Below are 15,406 nucleotides of genomic sequence, written 5' to 3' on the forward strand. Positions count from 1 at the left end.
GCATGGACGCGATCGTCAACGCGGCGACTGGCATGACGCTGCGCGCGCGCTCCTGGTCTTCTACCACGGTGGTGGTTTCGCACTCGGTAGCATCGACACCCACGACGATCAATGCCGGCTGATCTGTCGGGATGCCGGACTGCCCGTGTTATCGATCGGCTATCGGCTGGCTCCAGAAAATAAGTTTCCCGCCGCCGTCGTTGACGCGTTTGCGGCATACCGGTGGGCTATCGAAAACGCTGCCGAGCTCGGCGCGGACCCCAAACAGGTTTCGGTAGGGGGCGACAGCGCGGGTGGAACGCTGGCCGCCGTGGTATCGCAGTCTGCACGCGACGAGGGTGTGCCAATGCCGGCTCTTCAACTGTTGATCTACCCGGCAACCGACTACCTCAACACGACTCGCTCTAAGGCATTGTTCGGCGACGGGTTCTTGCTCACCAATCGAGATATAGCCTGGTTCCGCCACACGTACCTCGAGGGCACAGATGTCGGGCTGTCCGACCCGCGGGTTTCGCCGCTGCTGGCTCGTGACCTGTCAGGATTGCCTCCAGCGCTGGTGCTAACCGCCGGGTTCGACCCGCTGCGCGACGAGGGTAATCAGTACGTGGAAGCGATGCAGGCTGCGGGCGTCATCGTGGACCATCGCGAATTTGGTTCCCTAGTCCACGGATTCACCACGTTCTTCCCAATCGGGGGCGACAGTGCCACGGCGACAAAGGAAATGATCGGCGCGCTACGCACCCAGATCCGCCGGGACAGAAAAGGCGCGGCCGATGCGCCGCCCCCCGCGCCGTGAACATGCGACCGGCTGCCCTTGCCCGGAGTGCGCTGACCGACTGCTCCATGGGCCGATCGTCATCGCCCGAGCGTTTCTGCCCCGGCTGCGTCAAGCGGGAGTGGACACATCGTCCACGATCGTTCGATCCGGGCCGCCGTTACGGCAGACCTTTGCGTGGCAGGCGGCTCGGTTGGCGTAGCGGCTACAAAGGCTGACAATCCACCGGATAGTCACACGGATATACACGTAGATCGCCAGGAATAAGATCGGTGTGAGTACCGTGGCATCCAATGACTGGGCTTGACTTGACATTTCAAATCTCCGGTATCGGGAAGATCGCGGTGAGAGTTGGTGAGTTCACCCATCTCTCGACGACACGCGCATAGCGTTGGTCACGCAAATCAGACTAGGACGGCGACCGCACAGCAACTAGCCGTCGCACGCATTCACCTAGCCGAGCCGCGCATACCCCGAGGATCGTCAGTGTCATTAGTTGTCCAGAGTGTTTCGCAAAATGCCTAGTCAATTGGGTTTCGCTATGTCGCCATAACGTCGGATTGGTAGCGGCGGTCGTTGACTCCGGCGGCGAACTCAGCGTATGCCGTGCGCAGCTCGTCGCCGGGCCAGCGTGCCGGTAGTAGGTTGTCCGGTAACACCGGGTCTGTCATTAGGTGCCGCATAATCGCGGCAGCGGCAACGAATTGCTCAAGCGCCTCGGCAGCGTTCTCCATTTCGTCAAGCAATCCGCGGCCGGTCTGTGCCCAACCCGGAAGATCCCACAACATGCCGGCGAGCTCAGAAGGCGCATTGTCGTAGGTGTATAGGATCCTCACGCGCTCTTCTAGTTCTGTGGGCAGTTCCAGCTTGAGATTGTCAGGCCTTATCCACACGCCCTCGCGTAGTTCAGCTAACCGATTGTCATACAACTCCGTTCGCATATCAGCCCGCGTCCGGGGATCAATTCCGATGCTAGTTATCACGACCGTTACCCAGGCTCCACGCCACACACGAGTAGGCGGCCGCAGGGCATCGTCCTGTTTCCGTCGGCGAGCGAGCAACCGATCCGACAGACGATAGCCGTCAGGCGATCGAACCAAATCCCCGCTGGCGACCATCCGCGTAAGCGCTACACGCAACGCGGCCTCCGTGATCCCATAGTCTGACGTGAGGAATATCAATTCAGCAGAAGTGGCGCATGCTGGATGAAGTCCCAATAACAGGCTCAGGATGACAGAGCGAGCGGTAAGCCTGTCGAATGAACTCGGCATCTCGTATACCTCTCATTACGAGTGACGGCAGTTGCGGGCCACGATCGCGTGGGTCATGTATCGGCTTAGCCCTTGATCATTGCTCGTTCGAGGATGGGCGCGAGATCCAGCCCGGACGGCATGGTTCCGAACGCGCCGCCCCACTGCCCGCCAAGTCTGGTCGCCAGGAACGCTTCGGCCACCGCCGGATGTCCGTGCCGCACCAGAAGTGAGCCCTGCAGCGCCAGGCAGATGTCTTCGGCCACCTTGCGCGCCCGATACTCGAGGGTCTCGACATCGCTTAGCTGCTGACGCAGCCGCTCGACCTGGGCGTCCAGCCGCGGATCCTGGCCTGTGCTCTTGGCTAGCTCGTCAAACAGCACCTCGACACATTCCGGACGAGTTGCCATGGCGCGCAAGGTATCCAGTGCGCTGACATTACCCGAGCCCTCCCAGATGCCCATCAATGGCGCCTCGCGATACAGCCGCGGCATCCCCGAGTCCTCCACATAACCGTTGCCGCCCAGGCATTCCAGCGCCTCGGCAGCGTGTGGGGTGGAGCGCTTGCACACCCAGTACTTGGCCGCAGCCAGCCCGATGCGGCGCAACAACGTCTCGCTCCCGTCACCACGCACCGAGTTGTCGGTGGCGCCGGCCATCCGCATCGCCACCATGGTGGCCGCCTCGGCCTCAACGGCCAAATCCGCCAATACATTACGCATCAACGGCTGATCGATCAGATACGCGCCGAACACCTTGCGGTGCTGCGCATGATGCACCGCGAACGTCAACCCCGTGCGCATACTGGTCGCGCTACCCAGCGTGCAGTCCAGCCGAGTCAGATTGACCATCTCGATGATCGTGCGAACACCGCGGCCCTCCTCACCCACCAGCCACCCGATGGCGCCGTCATACTCCACCTCACTGGAAGCATTGGCATGATTGCCCAGCTTGTCCTTGAGCCGCTGCAACAACATCCGATTACGGGTCCCATCAGGCAGCACCCGAGGCAAAAAGAAACACGACAACCCGCCCGGCGCCTGCGCCAGCACGAGGAAGATGTCACACATCGGCGCCGAAGTGAACCACTTATGACCAGTCAACCGATAACTGCCATCACCGCTGGGGATCGCCTGAGTGCTACCCGCACGCACATCAGAGCCGCCCTGCTTTTCGGTCATCGACATGCCCGCAGTAATACCCACCTTCGCCGTGGGCACCTTCAATTCAGGGTCATACACGCGGCTGGTCAACAGCGGCACGTAAACCCTTGCCAACTCAGGGTTGAAGCGCAACGCCGGCACCACGGCATAGCTCATCGAAACCGCGCACATGTGGGCGGCCTCGGCAGTCCACACACTGGTCTTCGCCGCGCGCACCACATGCGCACCCGGCCGCTCATCCGCCCACGGCGCTGCGTGCAGGCCGTGCTCGATGGCCGTGCGCATCAACTCGTGATAGGCCGGGTCGTATTCGACCTCATCGATCCGATGCCCGCAATGGTCATGCGTATGCAGGATCGGCCGATTGCGGTCGGCCAGCTCACCCCAGCGCTGCGCCTGCTTGGAGCCCGAAATCGCACCGATCGCAGTCACCTCGTCCACACCCCACTGCCCCCCCTCGCGGATCAGCGCCTCCACAAGAACCGGGGATGAGGCCGGGTTGTGCTCCTCCAACGGAGGGACCTGGTTGCTGACAGCATGAGTATCTGGCATGGTATCGATATTACACTTTATCTACGGCTGTGCAAGCTCTGTAACCCCGAACGCCTCATCCTTCGGGTCTCCACCTCTGCACGTTGCCTGATCCGCTCCGCGATATGCACTGATGGCCGAGAGCCTGGACAGCAAGTAGGACCATCGATCACGTCCCAGCGTTACGCTGGTCTATGAATTCTTGATTACAGTATAGATATGACTGTTCTATTTCTGTAATACGTGTTGGTGGCGCAGACCTGACTTGAGCGCCACCCGTTGCCGATGTTGCGTGCATGCGGTTCCCCCACCTGCCCAACGGCGTCGCGTTTGATTCAGTCCCCGATATTGCGGGCAGCATTGCGCATCCATCGGGCGAACTTGTTGGAGCTTCGAGAGTCGCTCAGGTCGAGCTCAGCTCGCAGCTCTGCAGATGTGGCGCAACGGACCAAGCCGACGAGTTGTATGGCCTGAAATCGCATGTTCGCCGTCGCGGGCCGTCCAGCTTCACGCGCGAGTTCTTCGGTGATGCGATCCTCGAAGATCGACCATCGCCTCAGTAATGCGGCCTGCAGGCCGGTCGAGTCGCCATAGGATTGCTGCGAGCCGAACATGCCCGCGACGGCTTCGGGTTGCTTGCGGAGCTGCTCGATTAAACAGTCGGCTACCGCCATCGCCGGCGATGTCTGTGCAGACCTGGACGCCAACGCCGCCACCAACCGGTCGAGGAGGTCATAGTCGGAAAAGACGAGTTCTTCCTTGGACCGAAAGTAGACGAAGAGCGTCTTTACCGACACGTTGGCCGCATCGGCTATCTCGGCGACGGTCACGTCGTCGAACCCCCGTTCGGCGAACAGGAGGTGGGCCGCTTCCAGGATCGCGCGGCGGGTCAGCGCTTTCTTGCGCTCGCGCAGCGACATGTCGACTCCCATGGATCCCTTCATCTGCCCAGCGAAGCGCACTGCAGTCGAAACTAAACTGCCCGTCGTGGGGCGGTGCCCTGAAGCTTGCACGGTAGCAGCTTACACCAGATGGGTAAGTGACTTACTTTTTCTATTGCCTAACGTTCGTATCTAACTTACGCTAGCGTGCGGGATCGCCCAGGCATTGTCAGTCGAGCTTGGCGCATCCTGCAGCGGACGAAAGTCAATCCACATGCCGACAAATCCCACCGGCGTGTTCATCGATGCATGCACCCGGAGTAGCCACCAAGGAAGAAGCAGTACGTCATGGAAAGCACGATGTGGGAATCTCCTCTACTGGTGACGGAGATCCTTCGACACGGCACCACGGTTTGCGCAGACCAGACGGTGACTACGGCCACCGCCGACGGTTATCGCATGGCCAGGTTCGACGAGATCGGCCGCCGCACCGCCCAATTGGCGCACGGATTGCGCAGCCTTGGCATCAGCGGCGACCAACGGGTGGCGACATTCATGTGGAACAACCAGGAACACCTCGAAGCGTTTTTCGCGGTGCCGTGTATGGGAGCTGTGTTGCACACTCTCAACATTCGGCTGGCCAGCGAGCAGATTTCGTACATTGCCACCCAGGCCGAGGACCAGGTGGTGCTCGTCAACCAGTCGCTGCTCCCCCTGCTCGGCCAGGTGCTGCCCAAGCTCGACACCGTGCATACGGTGGTGGTGGTCGGCGACGGCGATGTGGACACTCTGACCCCGTCCAGCAAGAACATCGTTCGCTACGACGACCTCTTAGCCGGACAGCCTACCGCTTTCAACTGGCCCGACTTGAGCGAAACATCTGCCGCTGCAATGTGTTACACCAGCGGAACGACCGGTGACCCGAAGGGAATCGTATACAGTCATCGCTCGACATTTTTGCACACGTTGGCGGTGTGCACTCCAAACGCCATGGCAATCAACGCCGGCGACCAAATTTTGCCGATCGTGCCGATGTTCCACGCCAACGCCTGGGGCCTGCCCTACGCAGCCATGATGGCTGGAGCCAGCCTCGTCATGACAGACCGATACCTGCAGCCAAATCGATTGGTCGACATGATCGAGCAGCACAAAGTGACGATCGCCGCCGCCGTGCCAACCATCATCAACGATGTCAAGTGCTACCTGGACGATCACGCCGACCACGACGTGTCATCGCTGCGCCTGATCCCCTGTGGCGGCTCCGCCGTGCCGCATAGCTTGATGAGAGAATTTCAAGAGGACTACGGGGTGCCGATCCGGCAGGCATGGGGAATGACCGAGACGTCGCCACTGGCCGCCATGGCATGGCCGCCGGCCAACATCGCCGACAACGAACACTGGCAACTGCGTAATACCGCGGGCAGGCCGGTCTGTGGCGTCGAAGCCCGAATTGTTGGCGACGATGGTCGTACATTACCTCACGATGGCAAATCCGTGGGCGAGCTCGAGGTTCGCGGAAACTGGGTCACTGCATCGTACTTCGGCGACCAGCGCTCACCATGCTCTGATGACGGATGGCTACGTACCGGTGACGTGGGCAGCATCGACTCGCGGGGTTTCATTACGTTGACCGACCGGGCCAAAGACGTGATCAAGTCAGGTGGCGAGTGGATCTCGTCGGTCGAGTTGGAGAACCACATCATGGCTCACCGAGCGGTCGTTGAGGCATGCGTGGTAGCTGTGCCCGACCCACGCTGGCAGGAGCGGCCACTCGCGGCTGTCGTGCTGGACAACGATGTCGATGTCACCCCAGCCGAACTGCGCGACTTCCTCAGCCAGCGGGTGCCTCGCTGGCAGCTACCCGAGCGGTGGACGTTCGTCGACGGGGTGCCGCGGACTAGCGTCGGCAAGTTCGACAAGAAAGCCGTTCGCTCGCAGTACGAGCGTCGCCTGTACGACGTCATCATCTGCCATGACTGACGAAGTTGCGGTCCGACCGCCCGCGGATGGTGCGGATAGGATTGCATGGGCGAAAGCGAAAACGTTCGACGAATTCGCCGTGATCTGCTGCGGTCAACCGAACCTCAAGCTGTTGAGTGATCCGGATTCGTTTTCACTTACCCAGCGGGTGGGTCGCATGGGCCCGGTTGCTATCGCCGAGCTCATCGTCGGTTCGGAGATTTCGATCGAACGCGGCCAGCTGTGCAACTCCTATCGAGTGCTTGTGCCGCAGTCGGGCCACGCGGTGTCTGTACATCGAGATGTAACGGTGACGGCCGGCCCCGGCACAGCCGCTGTGTTAGCGCCGGAGGGTCATGCCGCTTCGCACTGGGCGGCGGGCACCCGAATGATAGCCCTCAGATTCGACCGTGGTGTTGTCGACGATGCTCTGCGCGATGCAGTCGGTCGCCAGGTGACGTCTCAAATCGACTTCGCACCTGTCATGCCAATCACCTCTGCGGTGACCCAAAGCTGGGTCAACATGCTGGTGCTGTTCACAAAGCAGCTTTTTCGGCCCGACAACCTGCTCAACCAACCACTTGTCGGATTACCGTTCGTCGACAGCCTGGTTCGCGGCCTTTTACTCGCCACTAACCACCCCCACCGTGACGCGCTCACTGGAGGCGGAGAGTTCATTGCGTCACGCACAGTTCGTACCGCAATTGAGATTATCGAAGACGAAGCGCATCTGCCCTTGACGCTGTCTTCGATCGCCGCCCGTAGTCATGCCAGCGTCCGTTCACTACAGCAAGGTTTCCAGCGCCATCTGGAGACATCGCCAACGGCATATCTGCGCGAGGTCCGGCTACGGCGAGCGCACCAGACACTGCTGGAGTCCAACCCGTCGACGGTCACAGTGGCGTCGGTTGCCTACCGCTGGGGGTTCACCAACCTCGGCCGCTTCGCCAGAGCGCATGCCAAGCGCTACGGCGAGGCGCCTTCGGTGACCTTGCGTACTGCATTTCGGGCTCCGTGAGACCCACCTCCGTCTCGCGCTTTGTCCGAAACACTGCGCTAATCGGATAGGCAGTCTGCGATTATCCCCCTTAGCGTTGCACCTCTATGAGACATGCAGAATCCCTTCCTGGACAGCAATTTTCGGACCTGCAGATCACTAGGTTAAGTAGTCGGCTGGTCGGCGATGTGGTGCATCCGCGGCACCCCGACTACCAACGCGAACGCCGAATCTGGAACTACATGATCGACCGCCATCCGGCGGTAGTGGTTCGGTGCGCTACAGATGCCGATGTCGCCACAACGATCGCATTCGCCCGTGAGCACGCTGTTCCGCTGACGGTCAAAGCAGGCGGGCACAGTGTCGCAGGGCACTCAATGATCGACAACGGCGTCGTCATCGACCTCAGTATGATGCGCAAGGTCAGCGTTTCTCCCGATGCGGGCCTTGCGCGGGTCGGCGGCGGCTGCTTGCTCTCCGATATGGACCGTGCCACACAGCCTTTCGGTCTTGCAACGCCCGCGGGCGTGATGTCGCGAACCGGTGTCGCGGGCTTGGCGCTCGGTGGCGGCATGGGTTGGCTGACGCGCAAGCACGGTCTTACCTGCGACCACCTGATCTCAGCGCGAGTGGTCCTGGCCGACGGCAGCGTGGTGACTACTAGCGCTCACGAGGAGCCCGACCTCTATTGGGGCTTGCGCGGTGCGGGCGCCAACTTTGGGGTGGTAACGGAATTCGAGTTTGCGACCCAGGTCGTGGGTCCCACGGTTCCTCTCGGTATTGCCCTCTACCGCCTGTCCGACGCCGCACGTGCGATCACCCACCAATCGCAGACGATGCGTCGCGCTAGCGATGATCTCAAGGTGATGGTGTACCTGCGCCGCGCGGTCGCGGAGCCTGGAGTGCCCGATGAACTGGTCGGCGCGCCCGTATGCGTATTCGTAAGTGTGTGGACCGGAGATCCCGCAGACGGTCGCCAGGTCCATGAGGACCTGTGGGCCGGGGCACCGCGGGTGTTCGGCATCGTTCAACACTTGCCGTATCTCGAGCTGCAGTCATTGAATGACAGTGCGCTCGGGCCTGGTTCATGTAACTACACGAAGGGCGGCTATGTCGGCGAAATCAGCGACGGCTGCATCGAGAGCCTCATCGAGTCAGCGACGAAACTGCCCAATGAGCTCTCAGCCGTTGAGTTCGGGTATCAACACGGCGCCCAGGACCGGCTTCCCGAGGACGACGCCGCGTTTGCCGACCGTCACGCCGACAACCTCGTCAACGTACTGGGCCGATGGCAACCCAACGACGACTCGCAGCGCCACATCGATTGGGTAAGAGAAACGTTCGCTGGGACGAGTGCCTGGCAGACCGGCGGCTTATACTCGAATTTCATGGCCGTCGACGATGACGACCGGGTGCGGGACGCCTATCGAGGCGGAAAGTACGAGCGGCTGGCCACGATCAAGGCCAAATACGACCCTGACAACATCTTCTGCAACAATCCAAACATCCCGCCGACCAAGGAAACTTGAGTGAGCACGTGACTCAACTCATCCCGGCATCACCGGAACCGCGCCGGCCACCATGAAGGGCTGAACATCCAGCCAGCCCTGCGGTCCTTCCGCGCCCGAGACCGACAGCTGCATGACCCCGCGCGGATCGGCGACGTACACCGTCGACGGATTGGCCGCGATCGTCGATACCGGAAGCTGCAGATTCCCGCTCGGCGCATCGGAATTCACCCCGTCGAGGTTCACATACGACACCGGATGCGCGGGATCGGTGCGGCTCACCGCGATGTCGTCGTCGGTGCGCCACGACAACGACACCACCGAGGAACCCAGCCCAAACCCGAGCCGGCGCGGAAACGTCAGCGCGAATTGGCCGGCCTGCGTCTGCTCGACGCTGGCCAGAATCACCTGGCCCTCGATCACCATTGCCGCCCGCGTTCCGTCCCGGGACAACTGCAGCTCGGTGATCGCGCCCGGGAAGCGGCTGGACACCGCGGCCGAGTCCACCGGCAAACGCGCGGGCTGGCCCGAGGCCGTCTCCTGAATGGCGCGCAGCACGTTGTTGCCGTCGGCGACCACCCACACCGCGTCGTCGAGCGACCAGCTCGGCCGCGACAAGCTGTGCCCGTCCGCGGCTTGGCCCGCCTCGCCGCCGAGATCGCCGATCCACAGCGACGACGCCATGTCCGGAGCGCCGGGCCGCAGCGTCACCACCGACGCCACCTGATGCCCGCTGCGCGACAACGCGGCGCTGGTTTGATCCGTCGTACGCCCGAATGCGCCCGGCACCGGGCTGGCGTGCTGGCCGTCCAGCAACACCAGTCGCCCGCCGATCAGCGCGTGCACACCAGCCGCTGCGCCCTCTGCCACACCGGGATCGGTGGCCGCCACATCCGAGGTCTTCCACCCGTCGGCAAACCTGTCGTCCAGCGCGGTGCCGTCGACGGTGATCACATATGGCCCCTTGATGTCGGCTCGCGCCAATGTCCAAATGATCTGCGCGGCAAGCAATTGCCTACTGTGCGGATCGGGGGTCGTCAGCATCTCCAGATCGATCCGGGCCCCGCCGTAGCCACGGCCGACACCGCTCTTGCCGCCGTCGGCACGCGTCACCGGTCCGCGCAGCCGCAGCGGCGGACCCAACATGTTGTGCACGGATTTGGCCATCTCCGGACGCGGCCCGGCGATCAGCTTGGACACCAGCTCGGTGGCCAACTGATCGGGATCGGACACCGCGACATACCGCGGGTCCGGAACCATTGTTTTTCCGGTCGGGTCAGAGAAGTACAACGTGTTGCGCTTATACGTGGCCTGGAATTGTTTCCAGTCCAGAAAGACGCCATTGGGCAGCCGATCGATCCGCCAGCCGCCCGGTGTCTTGACCAGTTCGATCGGACCCGGATCGGGGAGCACCCCTTCGGCGGTCTCGAATACTCCCATGTCCGAAAGCGAGCCGAGGATGTCTGCCCGCATGGTGACCGAAACCCGGTCGGTGGCCCGGGTTTCCACGAAGACCACGTGGTCGATCAGCAGCGAGCTACCGGCGTCGTCCCACGCGTTGGACGCCGATGGCGTGAGGAACTGGCGGGCCGCCAGATGCCGGTTGGCGGGATCGGCTGTGGCTTTGAGGAATTCGCGCAACAGCAGATCGGGATCCATGCCCGGCGTCGGCTTGGGCAGATTGGACGGCGCCGGTCGCTCGACGGTGCCGATGGCCTGCGGCGCCGACGCGCTCGGGACATCGGCGCATCCCGCGAGCACGACGGCCAGAGCGAACATCAGCCCGGCCAGTCGACGCATCAGACGCCCCTCTCGGCGTGCTCCCGCGGCCGAGACTTACGCTCTTTGCGTTCTGGCGCAATCGGTTTCATCGGCAATGGACTGGTGGTGACCTTGTGCCCCCGCACCAGCGGCAGGGTCAGCCGGAAGCAGGCGCCGTTGCCCGGCTCGCCCCAGGCCTCGAGCCGGCCCTGATGCAAACGCGCGTCCTCGACGCTGATGGCCAGGCCCAGCCCGGTCCCACCGGAGCGCCGCACTCGCGACGGGTCCGACCGCCAGAACCGGCTGAACACTAGCTTCTCCTCGCCCGGCCGCAGCCCGACCCCATAGTCGCGCACGGTGACCGCGACGGTGTCCTCGTCGGCGGCCATTCGGATCCGCACCGGCTTACGCTCGGCGTGATCGATGGCGTTCGCGATCAGATTGCGCAGGATCCGCTCGACGCGGCGAGCATCGACTTCGGCGATCACCTCGTCAGGCGGCAGGTCGACAATCAGCTGGACCCCGGCATCTTGGGCCAGGTGGCCCACGTTGCCCAGTGCGCTGTTGACCGTCGAACGGAGGTCGACGGCCTCAACCGACAGCTCGGCCACGCCCGCGTCGTGCCGGGAGATTTCGAGCAGGTCGTTGAGCAGTGATTCAAACCGGTCCAGCTCGCTGACCATCAATTCGATGGACCGTCGCAGCGCCGGTTCGAGGTCTTCGCTGTGGTCGTAGATCAGGTCGGCGGCCATCCGAACTGTGGTCAGCGGCGTGCGCAATTCGTGGCTGACGTCGGAGGTGAACCGCCGCTGCAGGTTGCCGAACTCCTCCAGTTGAGCGATCTGCCGCGACAGGCTTTCGGCCATGTCGTTGAACGACACCGCAAGCCGGGCCATGTCGTCCTCGCCGCGCACCGGCATCCGCTCGGAGAGGTGGCCTTCGGCGAAGCGTTCGGCGGTGCGTGCCGCGGCCCGCACCGGGACCACCACCTGCCGGGAGACCAGCAGCGCGATACCGGCCAGCAGTACCAGCAGCACCAGACCGCCGGTGGCCATGGTGCCGCGGACCAGCGAGATCGTGCTCTGCTCGTTGCCCAGCGGGAAGATCAGGTAGAGCTCCAGGTTCGTCACCCGCGACGACGTCGGGGTGCCGATGACCAGCGCCGGACCCGAGAAGCCGTCGGTATGCACGGTGGCGTACTGGTAGGCCACCTGGCCGGCCTTGACGAAGTCGCGCAGCGCCGCGGGCAGCTGGTCGACGGGTCCGGCCGCCGCCGCGGGCCGAGGGCCGTAGCCGGGGACCACCAGCACCGCATCGAACGCACCGGCAAGACCGGCGCCGGACGTCGGATCGGTTTTCGACGTCAACGTGTTGCGGGCGAGCTGCAGGCTGCTTTCCAGCGAACGCGCTTCCTCCCCGCTGACGATCCCGCTCACGGTGGTGCGCGCCCGCTCGATCTGCTCGGTGGCCGCGCGCACCTTGACGTCGAGCACACGGTTGGTGACCTGACTGGTCAGCACGAAGCCCAGCACCAGGATCAGCGCGAGTGACATCCCGATCGTCAGCGCCACCACCCGCAGTTGGAGCGAGCGGCGCCAGGCAACGCTTACGGCCCGCCGCATCGCACCGATACCCCGCGTCAACGGGCCAGATCTGCCCCAACGACCCCGAACGCGTCGCCGAGAGCCGAAAATCACGGCGGTCCGGCCTTGTAACCCACTCCTCGAACGGTCAGGACAACGGTCGGGTTCTCGGGGTCTTTTTCGACCTTGGCCCGCAGACGCTGGACATGCACATTCACCAAGCGGGTATCCGCTGGGTGACGGTATCCCCACACCTGTTCGAGCAGCACATCACGAGTAAACACCTGGCGGGGTTTGCGTGCCAGCGCGACCAGCAGGTCGAACTCCAGCGGTGTCAGCGAGATCTGCTCGCCGTTGCGAGTGACCTTGTGCGCCGGCACATCGATGTCGACGTCCGCGATCGACAGCATCTCCGCGGGCTCGTCTTCGTTGCGGCGCAGCCGTGCCCGCACCCGAGCGACCAACTCCTTGGGTTTGAACGGCTTCATGACGTAGTCGTCGGCGCCCGACTCCAGACCGAGTACCACGTCGACGGTGTCGGTCTTGGCCGTCAGCATCACGATCGGCACGCCGGAATCCGCGCGCAGCACCCGGCACACGTCGATGCCGTTCATGCCGGGCAGCATCAGGTCCAGCAGCACCAGGTCGGGCCGCAGCTCACGCACCGCGGTGAGCGCCTGGGTGCCGTCACCGATGACCGCGGTGTCGAAACCTTCCCCGCGCAGCACAATGGTCAGCATCTCGGCCAGCGAAGCGTCGTCATCGACGACAAGAATCCTTTGCCTCATGGTGTCCATGGTGTCACCAGATCGCGACAAAACTGGGCTGACACACGCGGTTTCTTCCAGTTCAGTGGGCGGACAGCCGGCCAGCGAGCTCTTTTGCGTCCACGTCCGCGTCGACCACCAGCCATCTGCCGCCCCAGCCGGCGGCGGCCAAATCGGCGTACACCTCGCCGGTGCGCTGCTGCAACTCGTTGTCGCGTTCGTACACATCACGGGCGCGGCTGGCGTCCCGGCGGGCCCGTTCACGAGCGCGCTGCTCGGCGAGGGCAGCCGAAACCCCAAGCAGCACTTGCCAATCGGGTGCGGGAAGCCGCAACCGGTGGTATTCGATCTCGTGCACCCAGCTGACCACCTCACCGTCGGCGCCCTGGTGCAGGCGCGCTGCGCTGTAGGCGGCGTTGGACGCCACGTAGCGATCCAGGATCACCACATCGTGGTCATCGGCCAGCCCGCGGATCTGTTCGGCGGCTCCGGCGCGGTCCAGCGCGAACAGCATCGCCATCGCATACACCGAAGAGGCCAGGTCACCGTGCTGGCCGTGCAGCGCCTCGGCGGCCACGTCGGCGGCCACCGACTGCCCGTAGCGCGGGAAGGCCAGCGTGGCCACCGACTTCCCGGCTGCCTCCCACGCGGCGCGCAGCCCGTCCGTCAACGTCCGCTTGCCGGCGCCGTCGACGCCTTCGATGGCGATCAGCACGCCGCGAGCCTATCGGCGCATGACCTAACTCAGTAGCGGTAGTGGTCGGCCTTGTAGGGACCGTCGACGTCGACGCCGATGTACTCGGCCTGCTCCTTGGTCAGCTTGGTGAGCTCGCCACCGAGCGCGGTGACGTGGATGCGGGCCACCTTCTCGTCGAGATGCTTGGGGAGCCGGTAGACCTCGTTGTCGTACTCGTCGTTCTTGGTCCACAGCTCGATCTGGGCGATCACCTGGTTGGAGAAGCTGTTGCTCATCACGAACGACGGGTGCCCTGTGGCGTTGCCCAGGTTCAGCAGCCGGCCTTCGGAAAGCACGATGATCGACTTGCCGGTGTCACCGAAGGTCCACTGGTCGACCTGCGGCTTGATGTTCAACTTGGTGGCCCCGGAACGCTCCAGCGCGGCCATGTCGATCTCGTTGTCGAAGTGGCCGATGTTGCCGAGGATCGCCTGGTCCTTCATCGCCTTCATGTGATCCAGCGTGATGATGTCCTTGTTACCGGTCGCGGTGACGACGATGTCGGCGTCGCCGATAGCCTCCTCGACGGTCTTGACGTCGTAGCCCTCCATCAGCGCCTGCAGTGCGTTGATCGGGTCGATTTCGGTGACGGTCACCCGGGCGCCCTGGCCGGCCAGCGATTCTGCGCAGCCCTTGCCGACGTCGCCGTAACCGCAGACCAAGGCCTTTTTGCCGCCGATCAACACGTCGGTGCCGCGGTTGATGCCGTCGATCAGCGAGTGCCGACAGCCGTACTTGTTGTCGAATTTCGACTTGGTCACCGAGTCGTTGACGTTGATCGCCGGGAACGCCAGATCCCCGGCCGCGGCGAACTGGTAGAGGCGCAACACGCCGGTCGTGGTCTCCTCGGTGACGCCCTTGACCGACTCGGCGATCTTCGTCCACTTGTCCTTGTCGGTTTCGAAGCGGGTCCGCAGCCGATCCAAGAAGATCTTCCACTCCGTGGAGTCGTCTTCCTCGGCGGGCGGCACCACGCCGGCCTTCTCGTATTGCATGCCGCGCAGCACCATCATCGTGGCGTCGCCGCCGTCGTCGAGGATCATGTTGGCCGGTTCGCCGGGCCAGGTCAGCGCCTGCTCGGCGGCCCACCAGTACTCTTCGAGCGTCTCGCCCTTCCAGGCGAACACCGACGTGCCCTTCGGCTCCTCGACGGTTCCGTGTGGGCCAACGACCACCGCGGCCGCAGCGTGGTCCTGGGTGGAGAAGATGTTGCACGACGCCCATCGGACTTCCGCGCCGAGTGCCAGCAGCGTTTCGATCAGCACCGCGGTCTGCACGGTCATGTGCAGCGAGCCGGACACCCGCGCGCCCTTCAGCGGTTGCACCTCGGCGTATTCGCGGCGCAGCGACATCAGACCCGGCATCTCATGCTCGGCCAGGCGGATCTCCTTGCGGCCGAATTCCGCCAGCGACAAGTCGGCGACCTTGTATTCGATGCCGTTACGAACATCGGTGGTCAGCGATTCTTCGGTGGTCGTCATGTGCGGGCCCATTC

11 protein-coding genes and 1 pseudogene are annotated in these 15,406 nt (G+C 63.5%); 4 read left to right on the plus strand and 8 right to left on the minus strand.

The window, feature by feature from the left end; translation table 11 throughout:
• Positions 1-40 precede the first annotated feature (40 nt).
• Positions 41-796 (plus strand): annotated as a pseudogene (locus AWC06_RS07570) (alpha/beta hydrolase); the annotation flags it as partial.
• 518 nt (positions 797-1,314) lie between these two features.
• On the opposite strand, the gene AWC06_RS07575 reads toward AWC06_RS07570, so the two are convergent.
• The 3 genes from AWC06_RS07575 to AWC06_RS07585 all read right to left on the minus strand — a co-directional run bounded on the left by AWC06_RS07575 (position 1,315) and on the right by AWC06_RS07585 (position 4,663).
• Positions 1,315-2,046 (minus strand): PaaX family transcriptional regulator C-terminal domain-containing protein, encoded by a 732-nt coding sequence (locus AWC06_RS07575; RefSeq protein ID WP_085195961.1) that lies wholly within the window; start codon positions 2,044-2,046, stop codon positions 1,315-1,317.
• Between the two features lie 65 nt (positions 2,047-2,111).
• On the minus strand, positions 2,112-3,740 hold the full coding sequence (locus AWC06_RS07580; protein ID WP_085195963.1) for an acyl-CoA dehydrogenase family protein: 1,629 nt from the start codon (positions 3,738-3,740) through the stop codon (positions 2,112-2,114).
• Between the two features lie 314 nt (positions 3,741-4,054).
• Positions 4,055-4,663 (minus strand): TetR/AcrR family transcriptional regulator, encoded by a 609-nt coding sequence (locus AWC06_RS07585; protein WP_227371158.1) that lies wholly within the window; start codon positions 4,661-4,663, stop codon positions 4,055-4,057.
• A 285-nt stretch (positions 4,664-4,948) separates the two neighbouring features.
• Here AWC06_RS07585 and AWC06_RS07590 point away from each other — a divergent pair, with 285 nt between their 5' ends.
• The 3 genes from AWC06_RS07590 to AWC06_RS07600 all read left to right on the plus strand — a co-directional run bounded on the left by AWC06_RS07590 (position 4,949) and on the right by AWC06_RS07600 (position 9,085).
• Positions 4,949-6,580 (plus strand): long-chain fatty acid--CoA ligase, encoded by a 1,632-nt coding sequence (locus AWC06_RS07590; protein WP_085195967.1) that lies wholly within the window; start codon positions 4,949-4,951, stop codon positions 6,578-6,580.
• A complete protein-coding gene (locus AWC06_RS07595) occupies positions 6,573-7,577 on the plus strand; it encodes a helix-turn-helix transcriptional regulator (RefSeq protein WP_085195969.1) in 1,005 nt (334 codons plus the stop codon). Before AWC06_RS07590 ends, AWC06_RS07595 begins: the two co-directional genes overlap by 8 nt.
• Before the next feature lie 170 nt (positions 7,578-7,747).
• Positions 7,748-9,085 (plus strand): FAD-binding oxidoreductase, encoded by a 1,338-nt coding sequence (locus AWC06_RS07600; RefSeq protein ID WP_169715318.1) that lies wholly within the window; start codon positions 7,748-7,750, stop codon positions 9,083-9,085.
• An 18-nt stretch (positions 9,086-9,103) separates the two neighbouring features.
• Here the strand turns inward: AWC06_RS07600 and lpqB are convergent, their stop codons facing one another.
• The 5 genes from lpqB to ahcY are packed head-to-tail and all read right to left on the minus strand — an operon-like array spanning position 9,104 to position 15,392.
• Complete coding sequence (lpqB, locus tag AWC06_RS07605; protein ID WP_085195973.1) at positions 9,104-10,864, minus strand: MtrAB system accessory lipoprotein LpqB; 1,761 nt, start codon at positions 10,862-10,864, stop codon at positions 9,104-9,106.
• The gene (gene mtrB / locus AWC06_RS07610; RefSeq protein ID WP_085195975.1) at positions 10,864-12,522 is read right to left on the minus strand and encodes an MtrAB system histidine kinase MtrB; all 1,659 of its coding nucleotides are present in this window, start codon (positions 12,520-12,522) and stop codon (positions 10,864-10,866) included. The genes lpqB and mtrB overlap by 1 nt, the downstream gene beginning before the upstream one ends.
• Positions 12,519-13,205 (minus strand): two-component system response regulator MtrA, encoded by a 687-nt coding sequence (mtrA, locus tag AWC06_RS07615; RefSeq protein ID WP_085195977.1) that lies wholly within the window; start codon positions 13,203-13,205, stop codon positions 12,519-12,521. Before mtrA ends, mtrB begins: the two co-directional genes overlap by 4 nt.
• A gap of 52 nt (positions 13,206-13,257) precedes the next feature.
• Complete coding sequence (locus tag AWC06_RS07620; protein ID WP_085195979.1) at positions 13,258-13,890, minus strand: dTMP kinase; 633 nt, start codon at positions 13,888-13,890, stop codon at positions 13,258-13,260.
• 29 nt (positions 13,891-13,919) lie between these two features.
• Positions 13,920-15,392: an adenosylhomocysteinase gene (ahcY, locus tag AWC06_RS07625; protein WP_085195981.1), complete on the minus strand. Its 1,473-nt coding sequence runs from the start codon at positions 15,390-15,392 to the stop codon at positions 13,920-13,922.
• Positions 15,393-15,406: the final 14 nt, after the last annotated feature.

The organism is Mycobacterium fragae, from assembly GCF_002102185.1.
Lineage (GTDB): Bacteria > Actinomycetota > Actinomycetes > Mycobacteriales > Mycobacteriaceae > Mycobacterium > Mycobacterium fragae.

Excerpts from the sequence above, each read along its gene's own strand:
- AWC06_RS07585 (WP_227371158.1), bottom strand. The coding sequence starts at position 4,663 with ATGAAGGGATCCATGGGAGTCGACATGTCGCTGCGCGAGCGCAAGAAA.
- ahcY (WP_085195981.1), bottom strand. The coding sequence starts at position 15,392 with ATGACGACCACCGAAGAATCGCTGACCACCGATGTTCGTAACGGCATC.
- lpqB (WP_085195973.1), bottom strand. The coding sequence starts at position 10,864 with ATGCGTCGACTGGCCGGGCTGATGTTCGCTCTGGCCGTCGTGCTCGCG.
- AWC06_RS07580 (WP_085195963.1), bottom strand. The coding sequence starts at position 3,740 with ATGCCAGATACTCATGCTGTCAGCAACCAGGTCCCTCCGTTGGAGGAG.
- AWC06_RS07575 (WP_085195961.1), bottom strand. The coding sequence starts at position 2,046 with ATGCCGAGTTCATTCGACAGGCTTACCGCTCGCTCTGTCATCCTGAGC.
- AWC06_RS07590 (WP_085195967.1), top strand. The coding sequence starts at position 4,949 with ATGGAAAGCACGATGTGGGAATCTCCTCTACTGGTGACGGAGATCCTT.
- mtrA (WP_085195977.1), bottom strand. The coding sequence starts at position 13,205 with ATGGACACCATGAGGCAAAGGATTCTTGTCGTCGATGACGACGCTTCG.
- AWC06_RS07595 (WP_085195969.1), top strand. The coding sequence starts at position 6,573 with ATGACTGACGAAGTTGCGGTCCGACCGCCCGCGGATGGTGCGGATAGG.